Source organism: Acinetobacter nosocomialis (assembly GCF_041021905.1).
Lineage (GTDB): Bacteria > Pseudomonadota > Gammaproteobacteria > Pseudomonadales > Moraxellaceae > Acinetobacter > Acinetobacter nosocomialis.
In genome coordinates this window covers 638,695-660,502 of the sequence record NZ_CP157432.1, presented here as the reverse complement: position 1 = coordinate 660,502, position 21,808 = coordinate 638,695, and the positions used below count along the sequence as shown (strand labels likewise).

Sequence of the window (21,808 nt, the reverse complement as noted above, 5' to 3'; positions counted from 1 at the left end):
TATAAATTACGCGATTAAATGTCTCTGTCGATTCAGAGCTAAACCCCGTATAATGCTGCCCTTTCTTTAATTTAGCGACTTTTGGGTCTATTGATTATGCAATCACTTCAATCGTTACAACCTCGTATTTCAGTTGCCCCAATGATGGACTGGACTACAAAGGATTACCGATTCTTTGCACGGTTGTTTAACCCAAACGTTGTGCTGTATACCGAAATGGTGACAACAGGCGCGATTTTATTTGGCGATGCAAAACGCCACTTGGACTATAACGCTCAAGAACACCCAATCGTACTGCAACTTGGTGGTTCAAATCCTCAAGAGCTTGCCACTTGTACAAAAATGGCTGAAGACTGGGGCTATGACGAAGTCAACCTGAATGTAGGCTGCCCAAGTGACCGTGTACAGAACAATAAAATCGGCGCATGTTTAATGGCAGAGCCAGACTTAGTTGCTGAATGTATTCATAGCATGCAAAAAGCGGTGAATATTCCAGTAACGGTTAAGCACCGTATTGGTATTGATGACATGCAGTCTTACGAAGAAATGCTGCACTTCGTAGACACCGTTGCGGCAACGGGCTGCACACACTTTGTCGTCCATGCCCGTATTGCGATATTAAAAGGTTTATCTCCGAAGGAAAACCGAGAAGTACCACCGCTACGCTATGAAGATGTTTACCGTTTAAAGCAAGAACGCCCGCACTTAACGATTGAAATTAACGGCGGAATTAAAACTTTTGCCGAAACTCAAGCTCATTTACAGCACGTTGATGGCGTGATGATTGGTCGTGAAGCCTATCACAACCCTTACCTACTTGCTGAGCTTGGCCAACTTTGGAACTTAGAAGCACCAGACCGTTTCGATATCATGGAGCAGATGTTGCCTTATATTGAACAACGTATGGCGGAAGGAGCTCCACTCTCTATCATTACGCGCCATATTTTAGGTTTATTTCAAAACCTACCGGGTGCCCGTAAATGGCGTCAAGCATTAAGCGGTGGAAATGCAAAAACTTTAACTGATGTCGAGAATGCTATTCGAAACATGCAAGCTGCGATTATTCGTACTGAAGAATATGTGAAAGAGCATCAGGCTTAAGCCCACTCAGCCTTCTTAAATTGTAAGAAAATGTGGCATTTTAAATCAGAGACTTAGATTTTGAGTATATTCGCAAATGTCGGCTCGAAATATTCAAATTTAAGCTCTGATTACTTATTTATACTCAATAATATCAGTTACTTAAATTTTACTAGTTTTAGCCGCTATTTTAACTAGGCTATTTTTTCGCAGTCAGAAATAAAAACTGGAAAAAAGATACGTTATTACATAACATAAACAAAACTTTTAAGTTTGGGCAATTAGTATCTCTGAACGCCACAGGTAGGTGGTGATTTTCTAAATACGGATATAGGTAGTACGGGTAGAGATTTCACGATGATTATTTATGACGGACAAGTAGCTGATAACTATATGTATCAGGATTCAAATCAGGCAGCGATTGTTGTATCACACAGCACACCAAGCCTTCCTTATCCCTTCACCATGAAACCCAACAATCACCGCACTGAAAGCAATACCCCTCCCGCCATTGATGTAGAAAAATTCGTAGCAAAACTAGAAAGTGTTACTTCTAGACGCAGCAAAGCTCGTTGTGCACGTAGCATTCGTCTTGCACTTGAATCTGCTGGTGCCGATGTTGAAAACCACCCAATTGCAGCATCTGATTGGGGCGATACCCTGAAAAAGATTGGCTATAAAGAAATTAACCCAGCTTTTGATGAGCCTCAAGAAGGCGACATTTACATCATTCACAGAACTCGCAACCATGTTTATGGTCACATCGCTGGTTACACAGGAAGTGAATGGGTTTCGGACTTCAAACAAAGCAGTTACGACGTCTATAAAGATGACAACGTCACTTATACTTACTACAGATTAGGTTAGTTTACTGCTTTTTAAGATCGAAACATTTGATGAATTTGCTCGGCACAATGCTGAATCATTTCATCCTGATCTTTTCTATAAACCAACAAAACTTCTGAGAATGACAAATCATCTGCCAAAGGTAATAGCTTTACCTGATTAGGCAAAATTTGTTTGAACTCTTCAGGAACTATACTGATTCCCAAATTTGCAGCGATCAATTGTAACTGCGAAACCTTACGTGACAGAATTGGGGCTTTTTGTGGAGTAAATCCTGCAGCTAAACACAGATTTGCGACCAAATAACTCAAGCCCCCTCTTTCGGCATGAGGTGTAGTTACAAAACACTCATCTTTCAAGTCTTTTAAATAAACCTTTTGTGCTTTAGCAAATTTGGCATGCTCGGTATGCACAGCCACCATTAAAGGCTCTTCATATAACTTAAGAATGCTCATCTCATCTAGTGTGTGCCGAACGGGAGGTCTAATAAAACCAATATCAATTTCACCGTTCATTAAAGCTAAGATTTGCTGCTCGGATGACAAGGTATTGATCTCAAAACTCAGCTGCTGCGTTAAGCTAACTTCTTTTAATATTTGTACCTTTTTATGATCCATAACAATGCTACTTGAATGAGCAATTTTAATCTGGCGGTTTTTCCCTTCCGAAACACTCTTGGCAAGATCAATAATTTCATTTAAGTAGAGCAAATTATCTTTTATTTTCTTATAAAACACTTCTCCCGCTGCCGTGAGTTTTACCCTTTTATCAGTGCGATCAAATAACTGAAAACCTATCTCTTCTTCTAATAGCTTCATTTGTCGACTTAAAGCAGACTGAGCAATAAATAGTTTTTCCGAAGCAGCGGTAAAACTCCCTTCTTCAACAATTTTTATGAAATATTGGAATTGTTTTAATGTGAGCATTACCATCTCAAAATTAGATCATTTGGTCTATTTTCTATATTAGATTAGATAGATTCCCTTCGCTAGAATTTTATTAAGACCATTCACTTGATTGAATTCTTCATGAAATATTTAAAAGGTTTCGCAATATGCACCATCGTTATTTTAATTTTATGGTGCTTTAAATTTTATGATCAGCAGCTACCTACACAGCCACAGCAAGACCACATAGAGCTGTACGATTAAATAGTTTCTCTCAAAAATAAAAGGCATGTACTCTCACCTAAGCGCATGCCTTTTCAATATTTAAATTAGGCTTTCTTTAAATCGAGTTTTTTCAAAACTTCGGCCACAGCAATCATGGCAAAGCTTGAAGTCACTACTACTGCTGAACCATAGCCACCACAGCGCAACCCTGCCGATGGGCAGACATCCGCACTAGAAAACGGATTGTCGATAGAATAAATACAGGTAATGCCAAATTTCTCTTTTGGCTTTTTACAGATGCCGCGAGCACGAAGTTGACTACGTAGCTTCGCTAACATTGGATCTTGTTCTGTTTTTGATAAATCAGCCACACGGATTTTAAGTGGATCGAGCTTACCACCTGCTCCGCCCGACACGATCAAAGGAATTTTATTAAAACGGCAGTGCAGCATTAAAGCCAGTTTTGCTTTAACGTCATCGATGCAGTCCAAAACAATATCTGGTATAGGGTTTAAAAGCTCTGCAACATTCTGTGGTGTTAAGAAGTCATCAATAATATTAACTTTAATACGTGGGTTAATTTGGCGACAACGCTCCGCCATAATCTCAACTTTTTCACAGCCCAGAGTAGAGGTCATTGCAGGTAGCTGACGGTTCACATTTGATGCCGCAACCACATCCATATCGACTAGTGTGATCTCACCAATTCCCGTGCGTGCTAAAGCTTCTACCGCCCAACTGCCAACACCACCAATACCAATCACCATCACATGACTTTTTTCATAGTGCTGGAACGATGAATCACCATAAATTTTGGCTACACCTGCAAAACGGCGGTCATATTCATCTTGTTGAAGATCGGTCATTGCTACTCTTTGAGGGGATATAAAACACGGAGAGTATTTTACTGCTTTTCAGAAGAAAGTGTATTTCAGATCAAAGAAAACTTGAGATGGGGATATTTAAATTCACGACAAGTCTTATCATTATAATTCAAGTACTAACAGCTAAATCTTCTTACTTTTTTAAAAAAGTAAGCAAAAACTTTCTCATTCACAAAACCTGTCATCTGTTCACGAGTATCAGAAGAATCGCAGAAACTATTATGTTTTTATAATGGGCAGGTTGTGAATGATGATTAGCTCAAGCAAATAAAATGAAAAGTTCTAATGTAAAAGCTCAATTAATACCAACCAATAAAAATATTGATTGGTATTAATCTCAAGACAACATTAACCAGCAATCAAATTCCGTAGTACATAATGCAAAATACCACCTGCCTTAAAGTACTCAACCTCATTTAACGTATCAATTCGACATAACACATTAAAGTGGCTGGCTACTCCATTTGGCCCTTTCACATCAACTTCAAGAATTTCATGAGGCTGAATGCCATCCGATAAACCACGAATCGAAATAACCTCATGACCGGTTAAGTTAAGCGACTGTCTGGTTTGACCATCAACAAACTGTAATGGCAACACGCCCATACCCACCAAATTTGAACGGTGAATACGTTCAAAACTTTCGGCAATGACAGCTTTAACACCTAACAAGTTCGTTCCTTTGGCAGCCCAGTCACGTGAAGAACCTGTTCCGTATTCTTTACCAGCAATAATCACAAGCGGTGTATGTTCTTGTTGGTAACGCATCGCCGCATCATAAATGGCAAGTTTCTCGCCACTTGGCACATGAATGGTATTACCACCTTCTTCGCCACCCAACATTTCGTTTTTAATACGAATGTTGGCAAAGGTACCTCGCATCATGACTTCATGGTTACCACGTCGTGAACCATAAGAGTTGAAGTCTTTTGGCTCAACACCTTGTTCTTGTAAATATCGACCTGCCGGACTGTCTTTTTTGATATTACCCGCTGGTGAAATATGGTCGGTGGTTACCGAGTCACCTAGCACTGCCAAAATACGTGCCTGTTCAATATTTTTGATTGGTTTTGGCGGATCACCAATGCCTTCAAAGAACGGCGGATGGCGAATATAAGTCGAATCATCAGCCCATTCGTAAGTTTTACTTTTTGGAATCTGAATCGCTTGCCAGCTTTCATCACCATCAAACACCGCAGCATATTCTTTGTGGAACATGTCGGTATTTACTTTTTGTAAGACGGCATCAATTTCTGCCTGACTTGGCCAAATGTCTTTTAAGTAAACAGGTTGCCCATCTTTCCCTTGCCCGATTGGTTGAGTCGTTAAATCGGTACGGATATTCCCAACTAAACCATAAGCAACTACAAGTGGTGGTGAAGCAAGCCAGTTGGTTTTAACCAATGGATGCACACGCCCTTCAAAGTTACGGTTACCCGAAAGTACAGATGCCACGTTTAGATCATGACACTGAATTGCATCTTCAATTGGTTCAGGTAAAGGACCCGAGTTACCAATACACGTTGTACAACCATAACCTACCAAGTTATAGCCTAACTCATCTAAATACGGGGTAAGTCCAGCAGCCAATAAATAGTCGGTTACGACTTTAGAACCAGGTGCAAGTGAACTTTTTACCCACGGTTTACGCTGCAAGCCTTTTTCAATGGCTTTTTTAGCAAGTAAACCTGCCGCCAGCATTACACTTGGGTTAGAGGTATTGGTACATGAAGTAATCGCTGAAATGACGACATCACCATGATTTAACGGATATTCCTGTCCTTCAATCACACAAGATGGGCTTTCATGCTGAATATTGGCTTTGGTCGCTTCTACAGCCGTACCACCACCGCCTTCATTTTCCAAACGTTCTTTGGCTTCTTTGGCTGGCTTAAGTGTTAACTCCATGAGCGCATTAAACGTTTTTGGTACTTCTGATAAAAGCACACGGTCTTGAGGGCGTTTTGGACCTGCCAAACTTGCCTGAACCGTACTCATATCTAAACTTAAGGTATCTGTGAAAACAGGTTCATCACCCGGATTACGCCATAAGCCTTGTGCCTTGCTATATGCTTCAACCAATGCAATACGGTCACTTTGACGACCAGTTAATTTCAAATAACCCAAAGTCACTTCATCAATTGGGAAGAAACCACAAGTTGCGCCATATTCAGGTGCCATGTTGGCAATGGTCGCCCGGTCAGCAAGTGGTAAGTCGGCTAAGCCATCCCCATAGAATTCTACAAATTTACCTACCACACCTTTTTGGCGAAGCATTTGAGTAATGGTGAGTACCAAGTCAGTTGCCGTAATTCCCTCTTGTAATTTTCCGGTCAGTTTAAAACCGATCACTTCAGGAATAAGCATAGAGATAGGCTGCCCCAACATGGCAGCTTCTGCTTCAATACCACCAACACCCCAACCTAAAACCCCTAAACCATTAATCATAGTGGTATGTGAGTCTGTACCTACTAATGTGTCAGGGAAAGCAAAGGTTTGACCATTGTCTTCACCTAACCACACCGCTTGAGCCAAATACTCTAAATTGACCTGATGGCAAATACCTGTACCCGGTGGCACAACACTAAAGTTATTAAATGCAGATTGTCCCCAACGTAAAAATTGATATCGCTCGCCATTACGCTGCATTTCAATTTGAACGTTTTCTTCAAAAGCCTGATCATCGGCAAAATAGTCCACCATCACGGAGTGATCAATGACTAAGTCTACAGGTGATAAAGGATTAATTTTTTCAGGGTCGCCGCCCGCTTGTGCCATTGCAGCACGCATTGCAGCCAAGTCAACAACTGCCGGAACACCGGTAAAATCTTGCATTAAAACCCGTGCAGGTCGATATTGAATTTCCTGATCGGAAGTACGGGTTTTTAGCCACTCAGCTAAAGCATGAATGTGTTCTGTTTTAACACTGTGCTGATCTTCAAACCGTAATAAGTTTTCCAACAGTACTTTTAATGATTTCGGCAGTTTGGCAATGTCACCTAGCTTTTTCTCGGCTTGGGTTAAGCTAAAAATCTGATAATTGCTGGAACCTACTGTTAGCGTCTGTAGAGCATTAAAACTATTGATATTGCTATACTTAGCCATTGGGTTATCCTCCCATGTCTGGCAATGTTATTTTTCACGTTTTTACATGTTGTTTTCTTACTTTAAGCTTCTTTTTTCATCGCTGTGTTTTGTTTTAGTTACTATTTCTAATCTTTGATTTTTATTACGATAATTTCAATGCTGATAGTGAGTTTTTCCACAGCAAATCAGCTAAATCTGACTCGGCCATATTTAAATTTTCGGCCAAACTTTTGAGTACATAAGGTAAGTTCACAGGCGTATTGCGAGTACGCTGCTCAGTTGAAGTTTGACAGCAAAGCGGCGTCATATCAGGACAGTCTGTTTCAATCACTAAATGCTCTGCACCTATAGCCTGTACCACAGTATGAAGCTTTTTCGCATTTGGGTTAGTTACTTGTCCCGTCACACCAATTTTAAAACCAAGCTTAATTAGACCTTTTGCCTCTTCCACACCACCACTAAAAGCATGAGCAATTCCACCGAGTTTAAACTTATGTGCTTTTAATATTGCTAATACGTCCCCGTGTGCTTTTCGAATATGAAGTAACACTGGCTTTTGGTATTGAGTTGCCAGATCTAACTGATCGGCAAAATACTGTTTTTGTTTGGCATATATATCGGGCTGCTTATGCTCTTTCAAAAAAGTGTCGAGGCCAATTTCACCCACTGCCACGCAGTCTTCTTGCTGCAAAATTTGTTCAAGATGAGAAAGATGCTCTGGCCTGTGTTGCTCAATATAAAACGGATGCAACCCCGGCGCTAAATAAGAAGTGGGCACATTCTCCCACTGCTTGAGCTGATGATGAGTGCGTACCAACTCATCAAAACGTGACTGTAAAAAGCCAATTAACACCAAAGCATCCACACCCACTTTTTTAGCTTCAAGTGCTAATTGCTGCCGATCTTTATCAAAATCGGCAACATCAAAATGGGTATGAGTATCAAACAGATGCATTAGCTGGCACTTTTTGCGGCAGGTGTCGAAGCCGGCTTATCTTTAGGCTGCGGCAAATATTCTTCTTTCAATACATCTTGTAATTGGTCATATGGAATGACTAAACGAGGTAGTCCAACCACATAAGGTCCAATTTCATATTCGCCATATTGAAGAATCAAGCCCTGATCACCGAGCAAGAAATTTTCTGTGAGTTTAAACGGCCAAGCTTGCTCATATTCACTCACACTATTTGCAAGTTTTGAGTCAGTCACCCAAGCTTTAAACGCTTCATGTGCTAACTTTTCTAAAGCCGCTTTTTTCTCTGGACGCAGCAAGTTTTCAAGTTTGACTTGCTTTTCCTCTTTTAAATCAAAATTGTAATAGTGCTGGGCAGCCGAACCATGCGCCCCACCCAAATAGCTACTACTGTTAACTACAACAGTTACGACTTTACCTTGCGACTGTATGATTTTAGGTTTTACTAAAAGATTAATCTGATGATTACTACTTAACTCTTTTAGTTCCTTGTCTAAACCAATAAATGAGTTTGCATAGCGCTGAACCTGAGCATCGAAACTATCTTGTTGGTCAGCAGCAGCAACTCCCGAAGCTTCTGTCTTTTTATCAGCTTTTGCTGTTTTTGCATCTGGTTCTGCAATTTCAAGAATCTGGCCAAGTGCTTTTAAAACTTGTTGATCAATAATCTTATCAATAAATGGATAGTTACTTTGCAAGCGCTCTACAGTAAATTCAGGGCAAGTTTTACCACTACAGTCTGGCAAAACCACCTTACTTTGAACTGTTTCCCCTTTTAAAGTCAGTTCCACAGGCTTTTGCTCAACCACTGCTGGCTTTTGCTGATCTTTCGACTCTTTAGGATCACTTTTAGGCTGACATGCCACTAAAAATAGTGCAGAAGCAAGTAGCGTTAAACGTAGCGAGGCCTTAGAAGTTAACATCATATTTTGCCTTTATTCTGAGAAGATTATGCATAACTCATATGAAGTTAGCGCATCTATAAGTAGGTTGCAAATTCTGCTACCAACTTAAAACATTTGTTCATAAACCTCAGGTTGTAATATTTTTTTGGTTTGTTCTGTCGTTAAATAAATATCGAGCTGAGGCGCATCTTTGGTAATCTGATTTGCCTGATAATGCAGACCTACACCCTCACCATCAAAGAACCAGTCGGCCTGTCCCCAATACAAAGTTTTTGGTGCGTCTTTTTTAACGTCAGCATTTTGTTTTTTCAGCCAATCCTGATACGCAGTTTGCACGATTTGATGCACAGTGGTTTGCTGATCTTTTTGAAGTACATCAAGCAAAGTTAAGCTTTTATGCAATTTACGATCAGCCACGAAAAAATAATAACGATCTTTTATGGTGATCTCTTCTTGTTTACTGTCCAAAGCCAATTGTAGTAATACATATTGATTACGCTGCGAGGCAATACGTGTATGAATGTGTAATTCATAGGCACGGTTTTTAGAATATTTATCTTGCCATTCGTCTGACTTTTTAACGTAAGCATCAACTGCTTGTTGCAGGTTCAAATCTTTTTTCAAATTAATTTGAGTCTGAATGACTTTCGCCTGATTTTTTTCGATCCAGCTATTTAACCACGCATCTTGGGTTTTTATGGTTTGAATATCGACATCAATACAGTTTTTCTTTTCACAAAAAGGCACTGCATAATTTGCCTTGGTTTCAGTCAAGTTTAAGTAAGGTAAAACCTCTGCCTTTTCAGTAGGATGCTCTTGAGCAGAAATTGGATTTTTTTGAGAAGATGATGAGGACTGAGTGCTTTTCCAGACAAATGCAGAAATAGCAGAGATTAGTGTTACGGCTGCAACTACAAGCGCAATAATTGCCTTCTTACTCAAATTCATTTCATCATCCTTTCTTATTTTTCAAAACAAAACAGCTTCTGTTCGAAGCTGTTTGTCACATTTATATGCTTAGTGTTCACGTGTACTACGGAACTCAATATCAGGCCAACGCTCTTGCATAATCTGCAAGTTTACTCGGCTAGGAGCAAGATACGTTAAGTGACCGCCGCCATCAATTGAAAGTTGATCATGTGCTTTTTTCTTGAACTCATTAAGAATCTTGTCATCATCACAATGAATCCAACGCACAGTATTTACACTTACTGGCTCGTAAACACAGTCAACTTTATATTCTTCTTTCAAGCGGTAAGCAACAACGTCAAACTGAAGCACACCAACCGCGCCCACAATCAAATCATTGCTAATTTGTGGCATAAACACCTGAGTTGCCCCTTCTTCAGACAACTCTTTCAAGCCTTTTTGCAATTGTTTTGACTTTAATGGATCTTTCAAACGTACACGACGGAACATTTCTGGCGCAAAGTGTGGAATACCAGTGAAGTGTAAGTTTTCACCGCTAGTGAAAGTATCACCAATCTGGATGGTACCGTGGTTGTGTAAACCAATAATATCGCCCGGCCATGCTTCTTCTAAGTGCTCACGTTCACCAGCCAAGAAAGTCAACGCATCACTAATACGGACTTCTTTACCAATACGCACGTGGTTCATTTTCAGGCCTTTTTCATACTTACCTGAACAAATACGCATAAAGGCAATACGGTCACGGTGTTTAGGGTCCATGTTGGCTTGAATTTTAAATACAAAGCCAGAGAAACCTTCTTCTTTCGCTTCAACCATACGCTCTTGCGTTGGATGTGCTTTAGGTTCAGGTGCCCAGTTCATAAATGCATCAAGTACGTGGTCAACACCAAAGTTACCTAATGCTGTACCAAATAGAACAGGTGTTTGTTTACCTTGTAAGAAAAGTTCACGGTCTAATGGCTCGTTTGCCATTTGTACCAGCTCAAGCGACTCTTCAAAAGAAGCCCAAGCCAACTCACCTACTTTGTCACGAATATCGGCGTGATCATAACCATCGCGTACTTCAATATCGGTAATGGTTGAACCAAAACCTGCTTTGTAAACATACAATTTATCTTCAAGAATATTGTATACACCAGCAAAGTCACGACCCATACCAAGTGGCCATGTAATTGGTACACAGCGAATATTTAAAACGTTTTCGATTTCGTCTAACAACTCAAGTGGCTCACGAATTTCACGGTCCATTTTGTTGACGAAAGAAATAATTGGTGTGTCACGCATACGACACACTTCCATCAATTTGATGGTACGTTCTTCGACACCTTTTGCACCGTCAATCACCATCAGTGCAGAGTCAACCGCGGTAAGCGTACGATAAGTATCTTCCGAGAAGTCTTCGTGCCCCGGTGTATCGAGTAAGTTAATGGTGTGACCTTTATATGGGAACTGCATAACAGACGTGGTGATCGAGATACCACGTTCTTTTTCCATTTCCATCCAGTCAGATGTAGCTGCACGGTCAGATTTACGGCTTTTTACCATCCCTGCAACCTGAATCGCTTTACCCCATAACAAGAGTTTTTCTGTCATGGTGGTTTTACCGGCATCGGGGTGGGAAATAATAGCAAAAGTCCTACGAACCTTTACCTGCTTAGCTAATTCATCTTTAAACATGAGAAAAATCTACAATATGTACACAGTTATGTACACATTTCTAAATATGTACCAAAACTGAAAAAGTGGGAATTCAAAATTGGCGCAATTGTAGCAGATTTAGAGTTATATAGGCATAGTTGGTAATCCAGCGGCTTGGGGAATTGAGCTACCGATCGTCTATCTATGACGCTACTTAGTTTTATACACTCAATCTATACTTTTGCTTCGGACTCTTCGGTTTATTTGGGATTGTACGCTCAATCAAGCCAGCTTCTATAGCAGGGTTCAAGTAATTCTTTTGGAACGTTGCTCGATGAGTCAATCCGACCAATTGCATCAACTCAGCCAAAGTATAGTCTTCTTGCTTCATTGCCGAAATTAAACGCTGAACTTGATCGCTCACTTGTACGCCAGCTTGAGCGGTAACATGATCACTATCTTGAGCGGTATCAGTTGAACTCAGGATTGCATCTAAAATCATCTGTAAAATGAATTCTATAAAAGGGGCTGAGTCTGTTCGGTCGGTACTTGCTTGTAAAGCCTCATAATAGGCTTTTTGATTTTGGTAGATCAGGCTTTCAACAGGGATATTGGCAAAAATTGGATTCCAACGACTCAATATTAAAGTTTGCCAGAGCCGACCCATTCGCCCATTACCATCAGCAAATGGATGGATAAACTCAAATTCATAGTGGAAGACTGAGCTTTGAATCAGTGGATGTATATCGCTGTCATTCAACCAATCGAGTAGATCAGCCATAAGTCGATTGATCTGATTAGCAGGCGGAGCCATATGCACTACTCGATCACCAGACATCACACCGACACCACCATGACGATACTGACCAACTTCATCAATCAAGCCTGTCATTAAAATTTGATGAGCTTGTAGTAAGTCCGACTCTTGACTTGGTTGCCACTGCTGAAAGGCTTCATAGGCTTTAATCGCATTACGTACTTCCTGAACTTCTTTTGGAGGTGCTATTACTGTCTTACCATTTAGGATCGCCGTGATTTGCTCTGTGCTTAAAGTATTTCCTTCAATCGCTAGTGAGCCTTGAATCGTGCGGATACGATTAGCCTTCCTGAGCTTAAGACTATCTTGGATTTCCTCTAAAACAGTCAAGCGCCCTATATTCTCACTGATCTGTGCAATCAGATGAATAATTTTGGAAGTGATGGTATAAGGCGGTTGGTATTTCATTATTAGTTTACTCAACTAAACTGTATTAGTTCTGACTTCATCTAAAAACTATTTTTAAACCAGTACATTCAATTAACTTATAAATAAATATTACCTCTAAATTTTTAAGCCAATCTCTTGAAAAAAAGTATTCATATTGATACAGCGAATCCCAAGATCATTAGCAATATCAGGAACTTTTGGGCTTTGTGAAGGTTGTTTTTTATTTAAACTAATATTTTTAACTTCACTTGTTACAATCACTAAATTATCTTTTTTTGCAATTGCGATCAGCCATCCATCTGCTATTTTTTCATGTGTCCAACTTTTGTCATTTGTTAAGGCTTTCTCACTATAACAGTCATGAGTTGCAATATGTTGAATAACTTCACCCCATAAATCAGCATAGTCTTTGTATCTACAAGAAGCTCCCGTAAAGTTTTCTTCAAGCCATTTTTTAAAACGTTCATCTTGATAATGTTCATTAACAACAATATCTGGAAGTACTACTTGTGAATTGATGATCACTTTAATTTTCTCCCAAAAACTTGGAAAAAAATCAAATTGATAATATCTTTCATAAAAGTTGATATAAATATTAGTGTCCAATAAATACTTAGTCATTGCCACCTCTATTCATCAAAATTTTATATCCTTTAAAACCAACACCTACAATATTAAATGCATCTGTATATGAGATACGATCATGATTTACTGCATTCATTACATATTTAAAAAATCTATTATCGACCCTAAATCTAATGTTATTTGTATAACTTCCACCATTAGATTCACTTGGTAAAAAACGTTCAAGACTTTCCTTTAAGTCTCTAGTTCTACTCTGGTATTCTTTGCGTGTTATTTTATTTAAGTCTAATAACTTTCTAACAATTACAAATTCACTGACTTTAAATTTTCTAGCTAAAAAATTACTATCTGTTGAATTAGACTGTAAGAAAATCTCTTGGGGAACTAAAATTTCTGCTGTTACTTTATTTATAAATGCTTCAGTTCGATCAAATTGATAATCACCAGCATCTACAATATTAAATATTTCTTCAGTACCTACAAAAATATGCACTAACTCATGTACTAATGTAAAAAGTTGCCCAGTCTTAGTATCCTTTTGATTAATAAAAATTATAGGTGCTTTATGATCAAGTAATACAAAACCTCGGAATTCCTTCACACTAAGAGGCCTATGTGTATTGTCTTTCACTTTTCCATTAAAAAAAACAAATACACCTATATCATTAATCTTATCACGTAGATAATTTAATGGATTATCAGCTTGATTCTGAAAAAACAAAGGAATTTCTAGCTTATTACGTATTTTTTGAGCCACCTCTAGAAAGTTGGAATCAATAGAAAATTGACCCACAAAATCTAAATTGTCAGTAATTTCATTCTTCAAAAATTCCTGCTTGACTTCCATTTCTGCAATCGTATCTCTTAACTCTTCACTTGCTTCATCGATTGAATCAGACTCAAGTGTCCTAAAGTCCAATCGTTTGATGTCAATATCAATAGTTTTATTTAGTAATAAGAGACCTGTTGGAACATTTATTTTTTTTGCTATTTCAGATAACTGATTAAAAGTTGGCTGTTTTTCTCCACTTAAAATTTCATCTAAATTATTAATTTTGGTTCTTAAAACACTCAAAGAAATTTGGGCATTTTGAACATAATAATTCAATGTGTTAGTGTCGATACGCATTGACATTACATTCCCTCCTCTATGCCCATTTGACCTTGTCTTATGCTAACATAAATTAACTGTGCAATACTGTCTATAAACATTCATAACAGCACGGCACAAGTTGACGTTAATTTTAAATAGAATTATTTTCAAACCTTCTTTTTCGTCCGTGTATAAATATGCTTTGCCAATCGCTTAGCAACTTTTTTACGCAACTCATCTGTACTCATAACCTTATTACAGACTTCCTCATTTCCTGCAAGTCGAACAAGAAACAGATCAATCAACTTTCCAGATAAGTACTCTGTAAAACTGTCTAAAGAATTTGCGTTCACTGCTTGTACAATTTCTTCATTTTCGATAGCTGCTTGCTCAACCTGATCAAAGAACAATTGATCTGCTACTGTAAAATCAGTACCAAATGCCTCATTCAATTCATCAATCAGATGCGATACATTATCTGTAGATTCTGCCTGTCCTGTTCCCACATCCGTTGAACCTTTCAAGGCATTGGCTTCACCATGCCCTAAATCGATACTATTTTCACTTAACTTTTGTAGGCGATAAAATTGAAGTTCAACAATTTTAGATAAATCAACTTCATTTTCTTTAGAGCCTTTAGGTAACTTTTGTAGTAAAGCTTTTAAATACGCATATCGTTGCTCATGCTCTGAATCTGTAAAGTCCATAATTTGTGAAACAAATAAGTATAAGTTTAAATAGCTTTGCAACTGGCTTTTAAATAGCTTTTGTTGCTCTTGTTGATGTACAAGATCATCAGGATGAATTTTCTTATATTTATCAACAGCACGATCAATAATACTATTCAACTGCTTATGTTCATGCCCTGTTAGCTTACTTCTATCCTTAAACCAAATATTTGCAAACTCAATTAAATCAGCATCAAAGTAGAACTTCCATTGATCCAATGTATGCCCAAGCTCATTCAATTTTTGCTCATTTGGAATATCGCCAAGTTTAGTTAGCTCGTAGAATGGCTTAAATGCTTTATAAATATCTTCGTGGGTATTCACAAAGTCCAATACAAAAGTGTCTTCTTTACCATAAGCACAACGGTTCAAACGCGATAAGGTTTGTACTGCTTGAATGCCAGATAGCTTCTTATCTACGAACATGGTGTGTAGTAAAGGCTGGTCAAAGCCTGTTTGATATTTTTCAGCAACCAATAGTACTTGATAATCATCTGTGTCGAATTGGTCAGGAAGCTCAGTTTCTTTAAAACCATTCATTTTAGGTTCTGTATATTCAGTACCATCAACCTCTAGTTTCCCTGAAAAAGCGACTAAGGACTTAATCCCTGTATATTTTTTTTCTTTAATGTATTCATCAAATGCGAGTTTATAACGCACTGCTTGCTCACGGGAATTGGTAACAACCATAGCTTTGGCACGACCACCAATTCGATGCATCGTCACTGTTCTAAAATGCTCGACAATGATTTCTACTTTCTGAGCGATCACGCTTGGATGCATGGAAACAAAACGAGCCATTAAGGCTTTGGTTTTATTTTTTGCAAGTTCTGGATCATTGTCAGCGATTTTGATTAATTTAAAGTACTGTTCATAAGTCGTGTAGTTTGCCAATACATCTAAAATGAAGCCTTCCTGAATTGCCTGTTTCATACTGTAATGATGAAACGGAGCTTCGCCGTTATCACCTACTTCATCAAAGCAAGCGAGCGTTTTCCATTTTGGTGTAGCGGTAAAGGCAAAGAAACTTAAATTAGGTTGGCGACTACGTTTTGACGCTTCTGCAAATAAATGCTTTTTCACGTCATCAGTGAGTTCGCTTTCATCCTCATCGCCATCATCTAAAAACTCTTGAGCAATTGCAGATTCAATCCCATCCTTATTTAGAATTTTACGTAATTCCATTGCCGTTTCCCCACTTTGTGAACTGTGGGCTTCATCGACAATAACAGCAAAATTCTTGCCTACTGTACTCAAATCAACCTTAATGCCTTTTTTCGCTTGGGTACGAATAGATTGCATGATGTATGGGAATTTTTGAATTGTCGTAATAATGATCGGTACATTTGAAGCTAAAGCATTGGTGAGCTGTAAGGTATTCTCATCAATCTTTTGAACCACGCCATCTTTATGCTCAAACTGTGCAATGGTTTCTTGTAACTGACGATCCAATACAATACGGTCAGTAATCACAATAATAGAATTAAAAATTTTCTGATCATCTGCATTGTGCATGGATGCCAATTGATGTGCGAGCCAAGCAATGGTATTTGACTTGCCTGAGCCTGCTGAATGCTGAATTAAGTAGTTATGACCTGAACCATTGGCTTTACTATGTTTTGTGAGTTTACGCACAGCATCTAATTGATGGTAGCGTGGGAAAATCATGGTTTCTTTTTCGATATATCGAAAACCAGTATCCGTTCTAATTTTTTTGGTTTCTACACTCAAATGCATATAACGCGCAAAGATTTCCATAAAGCTATGACGCGCTAAAGTTTCTGTCCACAGGTAATGCGTGCATACATCGCCTTCTACAGGCGGATTACCTTTTCCGTTTAAATAACCTTTGTTGAAGGGTAGAAAAAAGGTGCTTTCTCCATCCAACTTAGTCGTCATATAGACTTCACAGGTATCTACTGCAAAATGAACCAAGGTACGTTTTTTAAAATCGAATAAACGTCCTTTTGCATTCCGATCTTTCTTAAATTGAATTTTGGCATCTTCAACATTCCAACCCGATGCTGAAAACTCATTTTTAAGTTCAAGCGTGATTAATGGAATACCATTAAGTGAAAGCACCATATCTGGGATTTCATTAAATTCTGTATGAAGCTGTCTGGTACATTTAAGGACATTGGCATCGTATTGTTCTTGGGTGGTTTTATTGATACTGGTATTGGGTGCAAAGTATGCCATTTTGATTTTTTTACCAAAGCATTTAAAGCCTAGGCGTAAAACTGATAATGCACCTTCGGTATCTAACGCATGTGATAAGTCATTCACAATACGTGTTGCTGTTTCTTCTTTACATGAGTTATGAATTTTCTCCCAAGTTTTCGGCTGTGTTGCCTGAATAAAGGCAACGACATCCTTAGGAAATAGAGCAATTCTTGGGTCATAGTCTTTCGGGTTGCCTTTTACATAGCCTCCATCCGTTGTTAAGCTCTGTTCAATGGCTTGTTCAAAATAATATTCGCTATGCATGGCATTTCCCCAAAAAAATATGACCCAATGTTTTTTAGTTTACTTTAAGATTTCGAACATCGATCTTCCCTGTCACCACTTGCGTAATCAAGGTTGAGCGGTATTCTTTTAATTTAGATTTCAATAAAATTACTTTATTTTCAAACTCACCAATATTTAATAAAACATTTTCAATATATTCAGCTATTTGATTTTGCTCTTTGACATCAGGAAGTAAAATTTTTAATCGACCAATCACTTCCGCAGATATTCCTGGTTGAGCCGCAGTAGTTGAATATTGATTCAAATTCATTGCCATTAACAGAAAGCCTAGCCATTTAAAATTTATATCAACCAATGGATTAACTACTACCGCATGTTCAGTTGCAAAAAAACTGCCCGTAGCAAAGTTAATATTTCCACATAAAGCACCTTGACGACCGATTAATACATAATCACCCTGATGAGTATATCTATCAATATAACCTCTAAAACCATTCCCACCATAAACAGGATAATCACCATCTGCTACAAAATCTAATGCTGTAATGCTATCTCCACTAACTAATCTCACAATGTAATGTAATGCCAAAACTTTCCAATGATTTGGAACTTTTCTAAAGAAAACATCCCCACTCTCTTTCATCTCAACATCAGGATTTAAACCCTTAGTCACCGCATGAGAAATCAAAGCAACTCGTTGTTCAGCCAATTTTTCCAATAAAGTTTCTTGCTTGGCAATTAAAGCATCAACTTGGGCAAGACGTTTATCTAAAAAACCTGCAATGAGTTTTTGTTCATCCAAACTTGGATAAACCATTCTAAATGAAGAAATATTATCCCAACTTGCACGAGGCATTTTAGAGCCAAAAGTTGTTCCGTTAACTTCATTAATGAAATCTTGCGATAAGCAGTAATAACTTAAAAACTTTGGATAAATTACTTCAGAAGATCTAAACACCAAAGCTTCGGTAGAAGATAAACCTTCTTCTTGAGCTAAAAAAACTTTAGCTAAATAGGGTCTTAACTTACCAAATAGAACATCATCCTTTTGGAATCTATGACCTATCCCCTCACTTTCAAGCTCTACTGAATCAAGTAATTTACCTGTAAATGATTCAATATTTTCTAGACCAAAATATCTGAGATCAGATTCTTTAGCATCAATTTTATCCCCAACATTAGCGACTACAAATTTCATGCGTTTAACATCCCAATGGCTAGGGATTTCCCCTAACCATTGCACGCCACTATCCTTATAACTTTCGTAACGTGGTAATTGGCTCATGCAGATAGACCTCCTAACATCTGCATAATCTCCTGCTCAAGCTGAACAATCTCAGACCTAATCTCTTCTAAAGGACGTGGTGGCTCATATACGTAGAAATGACGGTTAATTGGAATTTCATAACCCACTTTAGTTTTACTGTAGTCAATCCACGCATCAGCCACATGCGGTAAAACTTCCGCTTTTAAATAAGCTTCGCAATGCGCTGTAACCAATGGCAATAACTTAGACAAGTCAGGCTCTTTGTCATAATTCACAGGCAAAGGTAAAGTCAAATTGTCAGGGAATGAAACAAGTTCTGTATCACGCAATTGCGTATCTGGTTCAATATTGCCTTTACTGTCTTTGCATACATCCGCAGTCTGATCACGTTCAGACAACGCTTCTAAAATCGCTTTCTTCACAGGTGCACCAAGTTTAAAGCTTAATCCTTTTAAAATTGGATCAAGTACTTTTAAAAATTCATTACGATTCTTCCAAACTTGATCAGAAATTTTTTCTGTAAGTACCTGTTTAATTTCTTCTTGCTGCAAGCGACCTGCTGCTTCTTCCTTTGCAATTTCAGCAGTATCTTTGACTTTCTTACTCTTGGCTAAGTTTTCAAAGGCAGATTGATCATCCAACAAAGCAATGCGTTCAGCAGAAATCATAAAGTTCAAACGTAATGGGCGTTCTACAGTCAGCTTTAAATAACCAAAGTCTTGATTATTGAAAATCTTCGAACATACCTTCGCTTCACCAGCTTTGGTTTGAATCATTGCACTGGTGTCTTGATCTTTAAATTTCGAATAGAACTTCGTCAGTTCAGCAATATGGTCTTTAGATAACTCATGACGCTTGTTACCTAAGCTTTTCGCCATTTTCTGATAATGCGCCGTACCATCAATGAGCTGTACTTTACCTTTACGCTGTTCAGATTTTTTGTTCGAAATAATCCAGATATAAGTATAAATACCTGTGTTATAGAACATCTGATCAGGCAAAGCGATAATCGCTTCAAGCCAGTCATTTTCAATAATCCAACGACGAATATTACTTTCACCACTGCCTGCATCACCTGTAAATAATGGCGAGCCATTAAACACCACAGCAATACGTGAACCTTCCCCACCATTTTCAGGCGAAGGCTTCATTTTAGAAATCATGTGTTGAGCGAACAATAATGATCCATCATTGATACGTGGCAGGCCTGCACCAAAGCGACCTGAAAAGCCTTGCTTCTCTTCCTCATCAATAAACTCTTTTTGGTTTTTCCATTCCACACCAAAAGGAGGATTTGAGAACATATAGTGAAAGTCTTTGTCAGCATGACCATCACGCGGAACATACCCATCTTTTTCCTTGGCATTTTTCACACCAAGCGTGTCGCCATACACAATGTTTTCAGCAGGTTCATCTTTAATCAATAAGTCAGAACAACAAATCGCATATGACTCAGGGTTATATTCTTGCCCATACATATCAAGGCTAATCTTCTCATTGTATTTTTTGAGAAATTTTTCAGACTCAGACAACATCCCGCCCGTACCCGCCGTTGGGTCATAAATACTACGGTGCACGCCTGCTTTAATCAGCTCTTTCTGATCCTCCTCAAAAATCAAATTCACCATAAGTTCAATTACTTCACGTGGGGTAAAGTGATCCCCTGCTTCCTCATTTGCCTGTTCATTAAACTTACGTACTAACTCTTCAAATAGGTAGCCCATTTGTAAGTTACTTACGCTACTAGGCGCAAGGCTTAAACCTGATTCAACCAAACCATTACGGAACTCTTGAAAGACTTTATATAAACGGTTTGCATCATCAAGTTTTTCAATTTCTTTCGCAAATTCAAACTTGGCAAAAATATCCTTCGCTTTAGGTGAAAAACCATCAATATACTTTGTTAAATTTGCCGTGAATTGATCTGGATCATCCAACAGTTTTTGTAGATTAAAACCACTGATGTTATAAAGATTTTGTTTACGATTTTTATCCGCAATTTGGCTCAACTGCTTTTGTAAAAAGACATTTGGGGTTTTGTCTTGCAAATTCGCCACAGCTTTTTCATAGCATGTTTTCATTTCATCTGCATGCGGTGCAAGAATTGCATCAAAACGCCCTAATACAATTAACGGCAACATCACACGACGATACTGCGGTGGACGATAAGGTCCACGAATAATATTGGCAATACTCCAAACTAATCCAACAAGTTTAGAATGCTGTGGGTGTTGATTTACTTCATTTGTCATTTCATTTCTCCAATTCAAAAATTCGGTTTATTGCGCCACTTTGGCTTGCGCTAAAATTTGTTCGCTCTTCGCTTGATTGTATTCAGCTCTTAAAGCTGTCAATTGTTTGAATATTAAAGCTTCATTGTGTGCTTTTTCGGCAAGACGAAGAATCTCTTCTTGTTGAAACATAGAAGGAATAACTATTTCCGCTTCTTTTAAAGTCGAAATACTGAGCATCATGAGCAATGATCCTCGACTATTCATTTCAAAATAAGATCGCATTGCTTGTGAATGATTAAAGTACCAAGCTAAAAATTCGGGTTTAATGTTATCAACATTCAAATTCACGACGATAAATTGATTACTCACAGCAACCTGATCCAGTTGCTGACCTTTAAATACGTATGCTCGTGGTTCTCCACGAGCAACAACAATAAGTGAATTATGCTTTAAATATTGTGGCTTCGATTCATAAGACCATTCAAGATCAACCAGTTGATCATCTAAAATGATGACTTGCTCCTTGGTTAAATCCTTAATTTGAATCGTTTTTAAATCAAAAGTATTTACTGATTTTTCAGGAGGGCGCTGTGTGAACCCCGTATAAATCTCAGCAATATTTTTTAATTTTGTCTCCATAGTCCTTCCTTTAATAAACTTGGAGTACTTCGTTATTTTTCAGATATAATCTGTTTAACAAAGTCTCCTGTGATAGTGGATTTTGTTTTGAAAAGTTGTCTGATCGCCAAATCCCAACTTTTCAAATCATG

17 protein-coding genes are annotated in these 21,808 nt (G+C 38.3%); 3 read left to right on the top strand and 14 right to left on the bottom strand.

Annotated elements, in window-relative coordinates; genetic code table 11:
• Positions 1 to 96 precede the first annotated feature (96 nt).
• A complete protein-coding gene (dusA, locus tag ABLC00_RS03095; protein ID WP_033846478.1) occupies positions 97 to 1,101 on the top strand; it encodes a tRNA dihydrouridine(20/20a) synthase DusA in 1,005 nt (334 codons plus the stop codon).
• Positions 1,102 to 1,437: 336 nt separating this feature from the next.
• Positions 1,438 to 1,947: a hypothetical protein gene (locus tag ABLC00_RS03090; protein ID WP_002050979.1), complete on the top strand. Its 510-nt coding sequence runs from the start codon at positions 1,438 to 1,440 to the stop codon at positions 1,945 to 1,947.
• Positions 1,948 to 1,958: 11 nt separating this feature from the next.
• On the opposite strand, the gene ABLC00_RS03085 is transcribed toward ABLC00_RS03090, so the two are convergent.
• Positions 1,959 to 2,852: a LysR family transcriptional regulator gene (locus tag ABLC00_RS03085; protein ID WP_033846476.1), complete on the bottom strand. Its 894-nt coding sequence runs from the start codon at positions 2,850 to 2,852 to the stop codon at positions 1,959 to 1,961.
• Positions 2,853 to 2,954: 102 nt separating this feature from the next.
• On the opposite strand from ABLC00_RS03085, the gene ABLC00_RS03080 reads away from it, so the two are divergent.
• Complete coding sequence (locus tag ABLC00_RS03080; RefSeq protein WP_009503237.1) at positions 2,955 to 3,077, top strand: hypothetical protein; 123 nt, start codon at positions 2,955 to 2,957, stop codon at positions 3,075 to 3,077.
• A 65-nt stretch (positions 3,078 to 3,142) separates the two neighbouring features.
• On the opposite strand, the gene ABLC00_RS03075 is transcribed toward ABLC00_RS03080, so the two are convergent.
• The 13 genes from ABLC00_RS03075 to ABLC00_RS03015 all read right to left on the bottom strand — a co-directional run bounded on the left by ABLC00_RS03075 (position 3,143) and on the right by ABLC00_RS03015 (position 21,677).
• Positions 3,143 to 3,904 (bottom strand): ThiF family adenylyltransferase, encoded by a 762-nt coding sequence (locus ABLC00_RS03075; protein WP_002050983.1) that lies wholly within the window; start codon positions 3,902 to 3,904, stop codon positions 3,143 to 3,145.
• 366 nt (positions 3,905 to 4,270) lie between these two features.
• Positions 4,271 to 7,027: an aconitate hydratase AcnA gene (gene acnA / locus ABLC00_RS03070; RefSeq protein ID WP_033854142.1), complete on the bottom strand. Its 2,757-nt coding sequence runs from the start codon at positions 7,025 to 7,027 to the stop codon at positions 4,271 to 4,273.
• A gap of 124 nt (positions 7,028 to 7,151) precedes the next feature.
• Positions 7,152 to 7,964 (bottom strand): TatD family hydrolase, encoded by an 813-nt coding sequence (locus ABLC00_RS03065; protein ID WP_033846473.1) that lies wholly within the window; start codon positions 7,962 to 7,964, stop codon positions 7,152 to 7,154.
• Positions 7,964 to 8,905: an RsiV family protein gene (locus tag ABLC00_RS03060; protein WP_033846472.1), complete on the bottom strand. Its 942-nt coding sequence runs from the start codon at positions 8,903 to 8,905 to the stop codon at positions 7,964 to 7,966. Before ABLC00_RS03060 ends, ABLC00_RS03065 begins: the two co-directional genes overlap by 1 nt.
• Before the next feature lie 87 nt (positions 8,906 to 8,992).
• Positions 8,993 to 9,835 (bottom strand): hypothetical protein, encoded by an 843-nt coding sequence (locus ABLC00_RS03055; protein ID WP_033846471.1) that lies wholly within the window; start codon positions 9,833 to 9,835, stop codon positions 8,993 to 8,995.
• A 69-nt stretch (positions 9,836 to 9,904) separates the two neighbouring features.
• On the bottom strand, positions 9,905 to 11,494 hold the full coding sequence (locus tag ABLC00_RS03050) for a peptide chain release factor 3 (RefSeq protein ID WP_289409795.1): 1,590 nt from the start codon (positions 11,492 to 11,494) through the stop codon (positions 9,905 to 9,907).
• Positions 11,495 to 11,675: 181 nt separating this feature from the next.
• On the bottom strand, positions 11,676 to 12,680 hold the full coding sequence (locus ABLC00_RS03045) for a Fic family protein (RefSeq protein WP_002045547.1): 1,005 nt from the start codon (positions 12,678 to 12,680) through the stop codon (positions 11,676 to 11,678).
• A 96-nt stretch (positions 12,681 to 12,776) separates the two neighbouring features.
• The gene (locus ABLC00_RS03040; RefSeq protein WP_002045442.1) at positions 12,777 to 13,283 is read right to left on the bottom strand and encodes a DUF4411 family protein; all 507 of its coding nucleotides are present in this window, start codon (positions 13,281 to 13,283) and stop codon (positions 12,777 to 12,779) included.
• Entirely contained in the window at positions 13,276 to 14,382 is a 1,107-nt protein-coding gene (locus tag ABLC00_RS03035; protein ID WP_002045573.1) for an ImmA/IrrE family metallo-endopeptidase, read from the bottom strand. The genes ABLC00_RS03040 and ABLC00_RS03035 overlap by 8 nt, the downstream gene beginning before the upstream one ends.
• 125 nt (positions 14,383 to 14,507) lie before the next feature.
• Positions 14,508 to 17,555: a type I restriction endonuclease subunit R gene (locus ABLC00_RS03030; protein ID WP_002045594.1), complete on the bottom strand. Its 3,048-nt coding sequence runs from the start codon at positions 17,553 to 17,555 to the stop codon at positions 14,508 to 14,510.
• Positions 17,556 to 17,589: 34 nt separating this feature from the next.
• A complete protein-coding gene (locus ABLC00_RS03025) occupies positions 17,590 to 18,822 on the bottom strand; it encodes a restriction endonuclease subunit S (RefSeq protein ID WP_002045359.1) in 1,233 nt (410 codons plus the stop codon).
• A complete protein-coding gene (locus tag ABLC00_RS03020; protein ID WP_002045509.1) occupies positions 18,819 to 21,056 on the bottom strand; it encodes a class I SAM-dependent DNA methyltransferase in 2,238 nt (745 codons plus the stop codon). Before ABLC00_RS03020 ends, ABLC00_RS03025 begins: the two co-directional genes overlap by 4 nt.
• 27 nt (positions 21,057 to 21,083) lie before the next feature.
• A complete protein-coding gene (locus ABLC00_RS03015; protein ID WP_002045337.1) occupies positions 21,084 to 21,677 on the bottom strand; it encodes a restriction endonuclease subunit S in 594 nt (197 codons plus the stop codon).
• Positions 21,678 to 21,808: the final 131 nt, after the last annotated feature.

Coding starts and splice junctions, on each gene's coding strand:
- dusA (WP_033846478.1), top strand. CDS start 97: ATGCAATCACTTCAATCGTTACAACCTCGTATTTCAGTTGCCCCAATG.
- ABLC00_RS03090 (WP_002050979.1), top strand. CDS start 1,438: ATGATTATTTATGACGGACAAGTAGCTGATAACTATATGTATCAGGAT.
- ABLC00_RS03085 (WP_033846476.1), bottom strand. CDS start 2,852: ATGCTCACATTAAAACAATTCCAATATTTCATAAAAATTGTTGAAGAA.
- ABLC00_RS03080 (WP_009503237.1), top strand. CDS start 2,955: ATGAAATATTTAAAAGGTTTCGCAATATGCACCATCGTTATTTTAATT.
- ABLC00_RS03075 (WP_002050983.1), bottom strand. CDS start 3,904: ATGACCGATCTTCAACAAGATGAATATGACCGCCGTTTTGCAGGTGTA.
- acnA (WP_033854142.1), bottom strand. CDS start 7,027: ATGGCTAAGTATAGCAATATCAATAGTTTTAATGCTCTACAGACGCTA.
- ABLC00_RS03065 (WP_033846473.1), bottom strand. CDS start 7,964: ATGCATCTGTTTGATACTCATACCCATTTTGATGTTGCCGATTTTGAT.
- ABLC00_RS03060 (WP_033846472.1), bottom strand. CDS start 8,905: ATGTTAACTTCTAAGGCCTCGCTACGTTTAACGCTACTTGCTTCTGCA.
- ABLC00_RS03055 (WP_033846471.1), bottom strand. CDS start 9,835: ATGAATTTGAGTAAGAAGGCAATTATTGCGCTTGTAGTTGCAGCCGTA.
- ABLC00_RS03050 (WP_289409795.1), bottom strand. CDS start 11,494: ATGTTTAAAGATGAATTAGCTAAGCAGGTAAAGGTTCGTAGGACTTTT.
- ABLC00_RS03045 (WP_002045547.1), bottom strand. CDS start 12,680: ATGAAATACCAACCGCCTTATACCATCACTTCCAAAATTATTCATCTG.
- ABLC00_RS03040 (WP_002045442.1), bottom strand. CDS start 13,283: ATGACTAAGTATTTATTGGACACTAATATTTATATCAACTTTTATGAA.
- ABLC00_RS03035 (WP_002045573.1), bottom strand. CDS start 14,382: ATGTCAATGCGTATCGACACTAACACATTGAATTATTATGTTCAAAAT.
- ABLC00_RS03030 (WP_002045594.1), bottom strand. CDS start 17,555: ATGCATAGCGAATATTATTTTGAACAAGCCATTGAACAGAGCTTAACA.
- ABLC00_RS03025 (WP_002045359.1), bottom strand. CDS start 18,822: ATGAGCCAATTACCACGTTACGAAAGTTATAAGGATAGTGGCGTGCAA.
- ABLC00_RS03020 (WP_002045509.1), bottom strand. CDS start 21,056: ATGACAAATGAAGTAAATCAACACCCACAGCATTCTAAACTTGTTGGA.
- ABLC00_RS03015 (WP_002045337.1), bottom strand. CDS start 21,677: ATGGAGACAAAATTAAAAAATATTGCTGAGATTTATACGGGGTTCACA.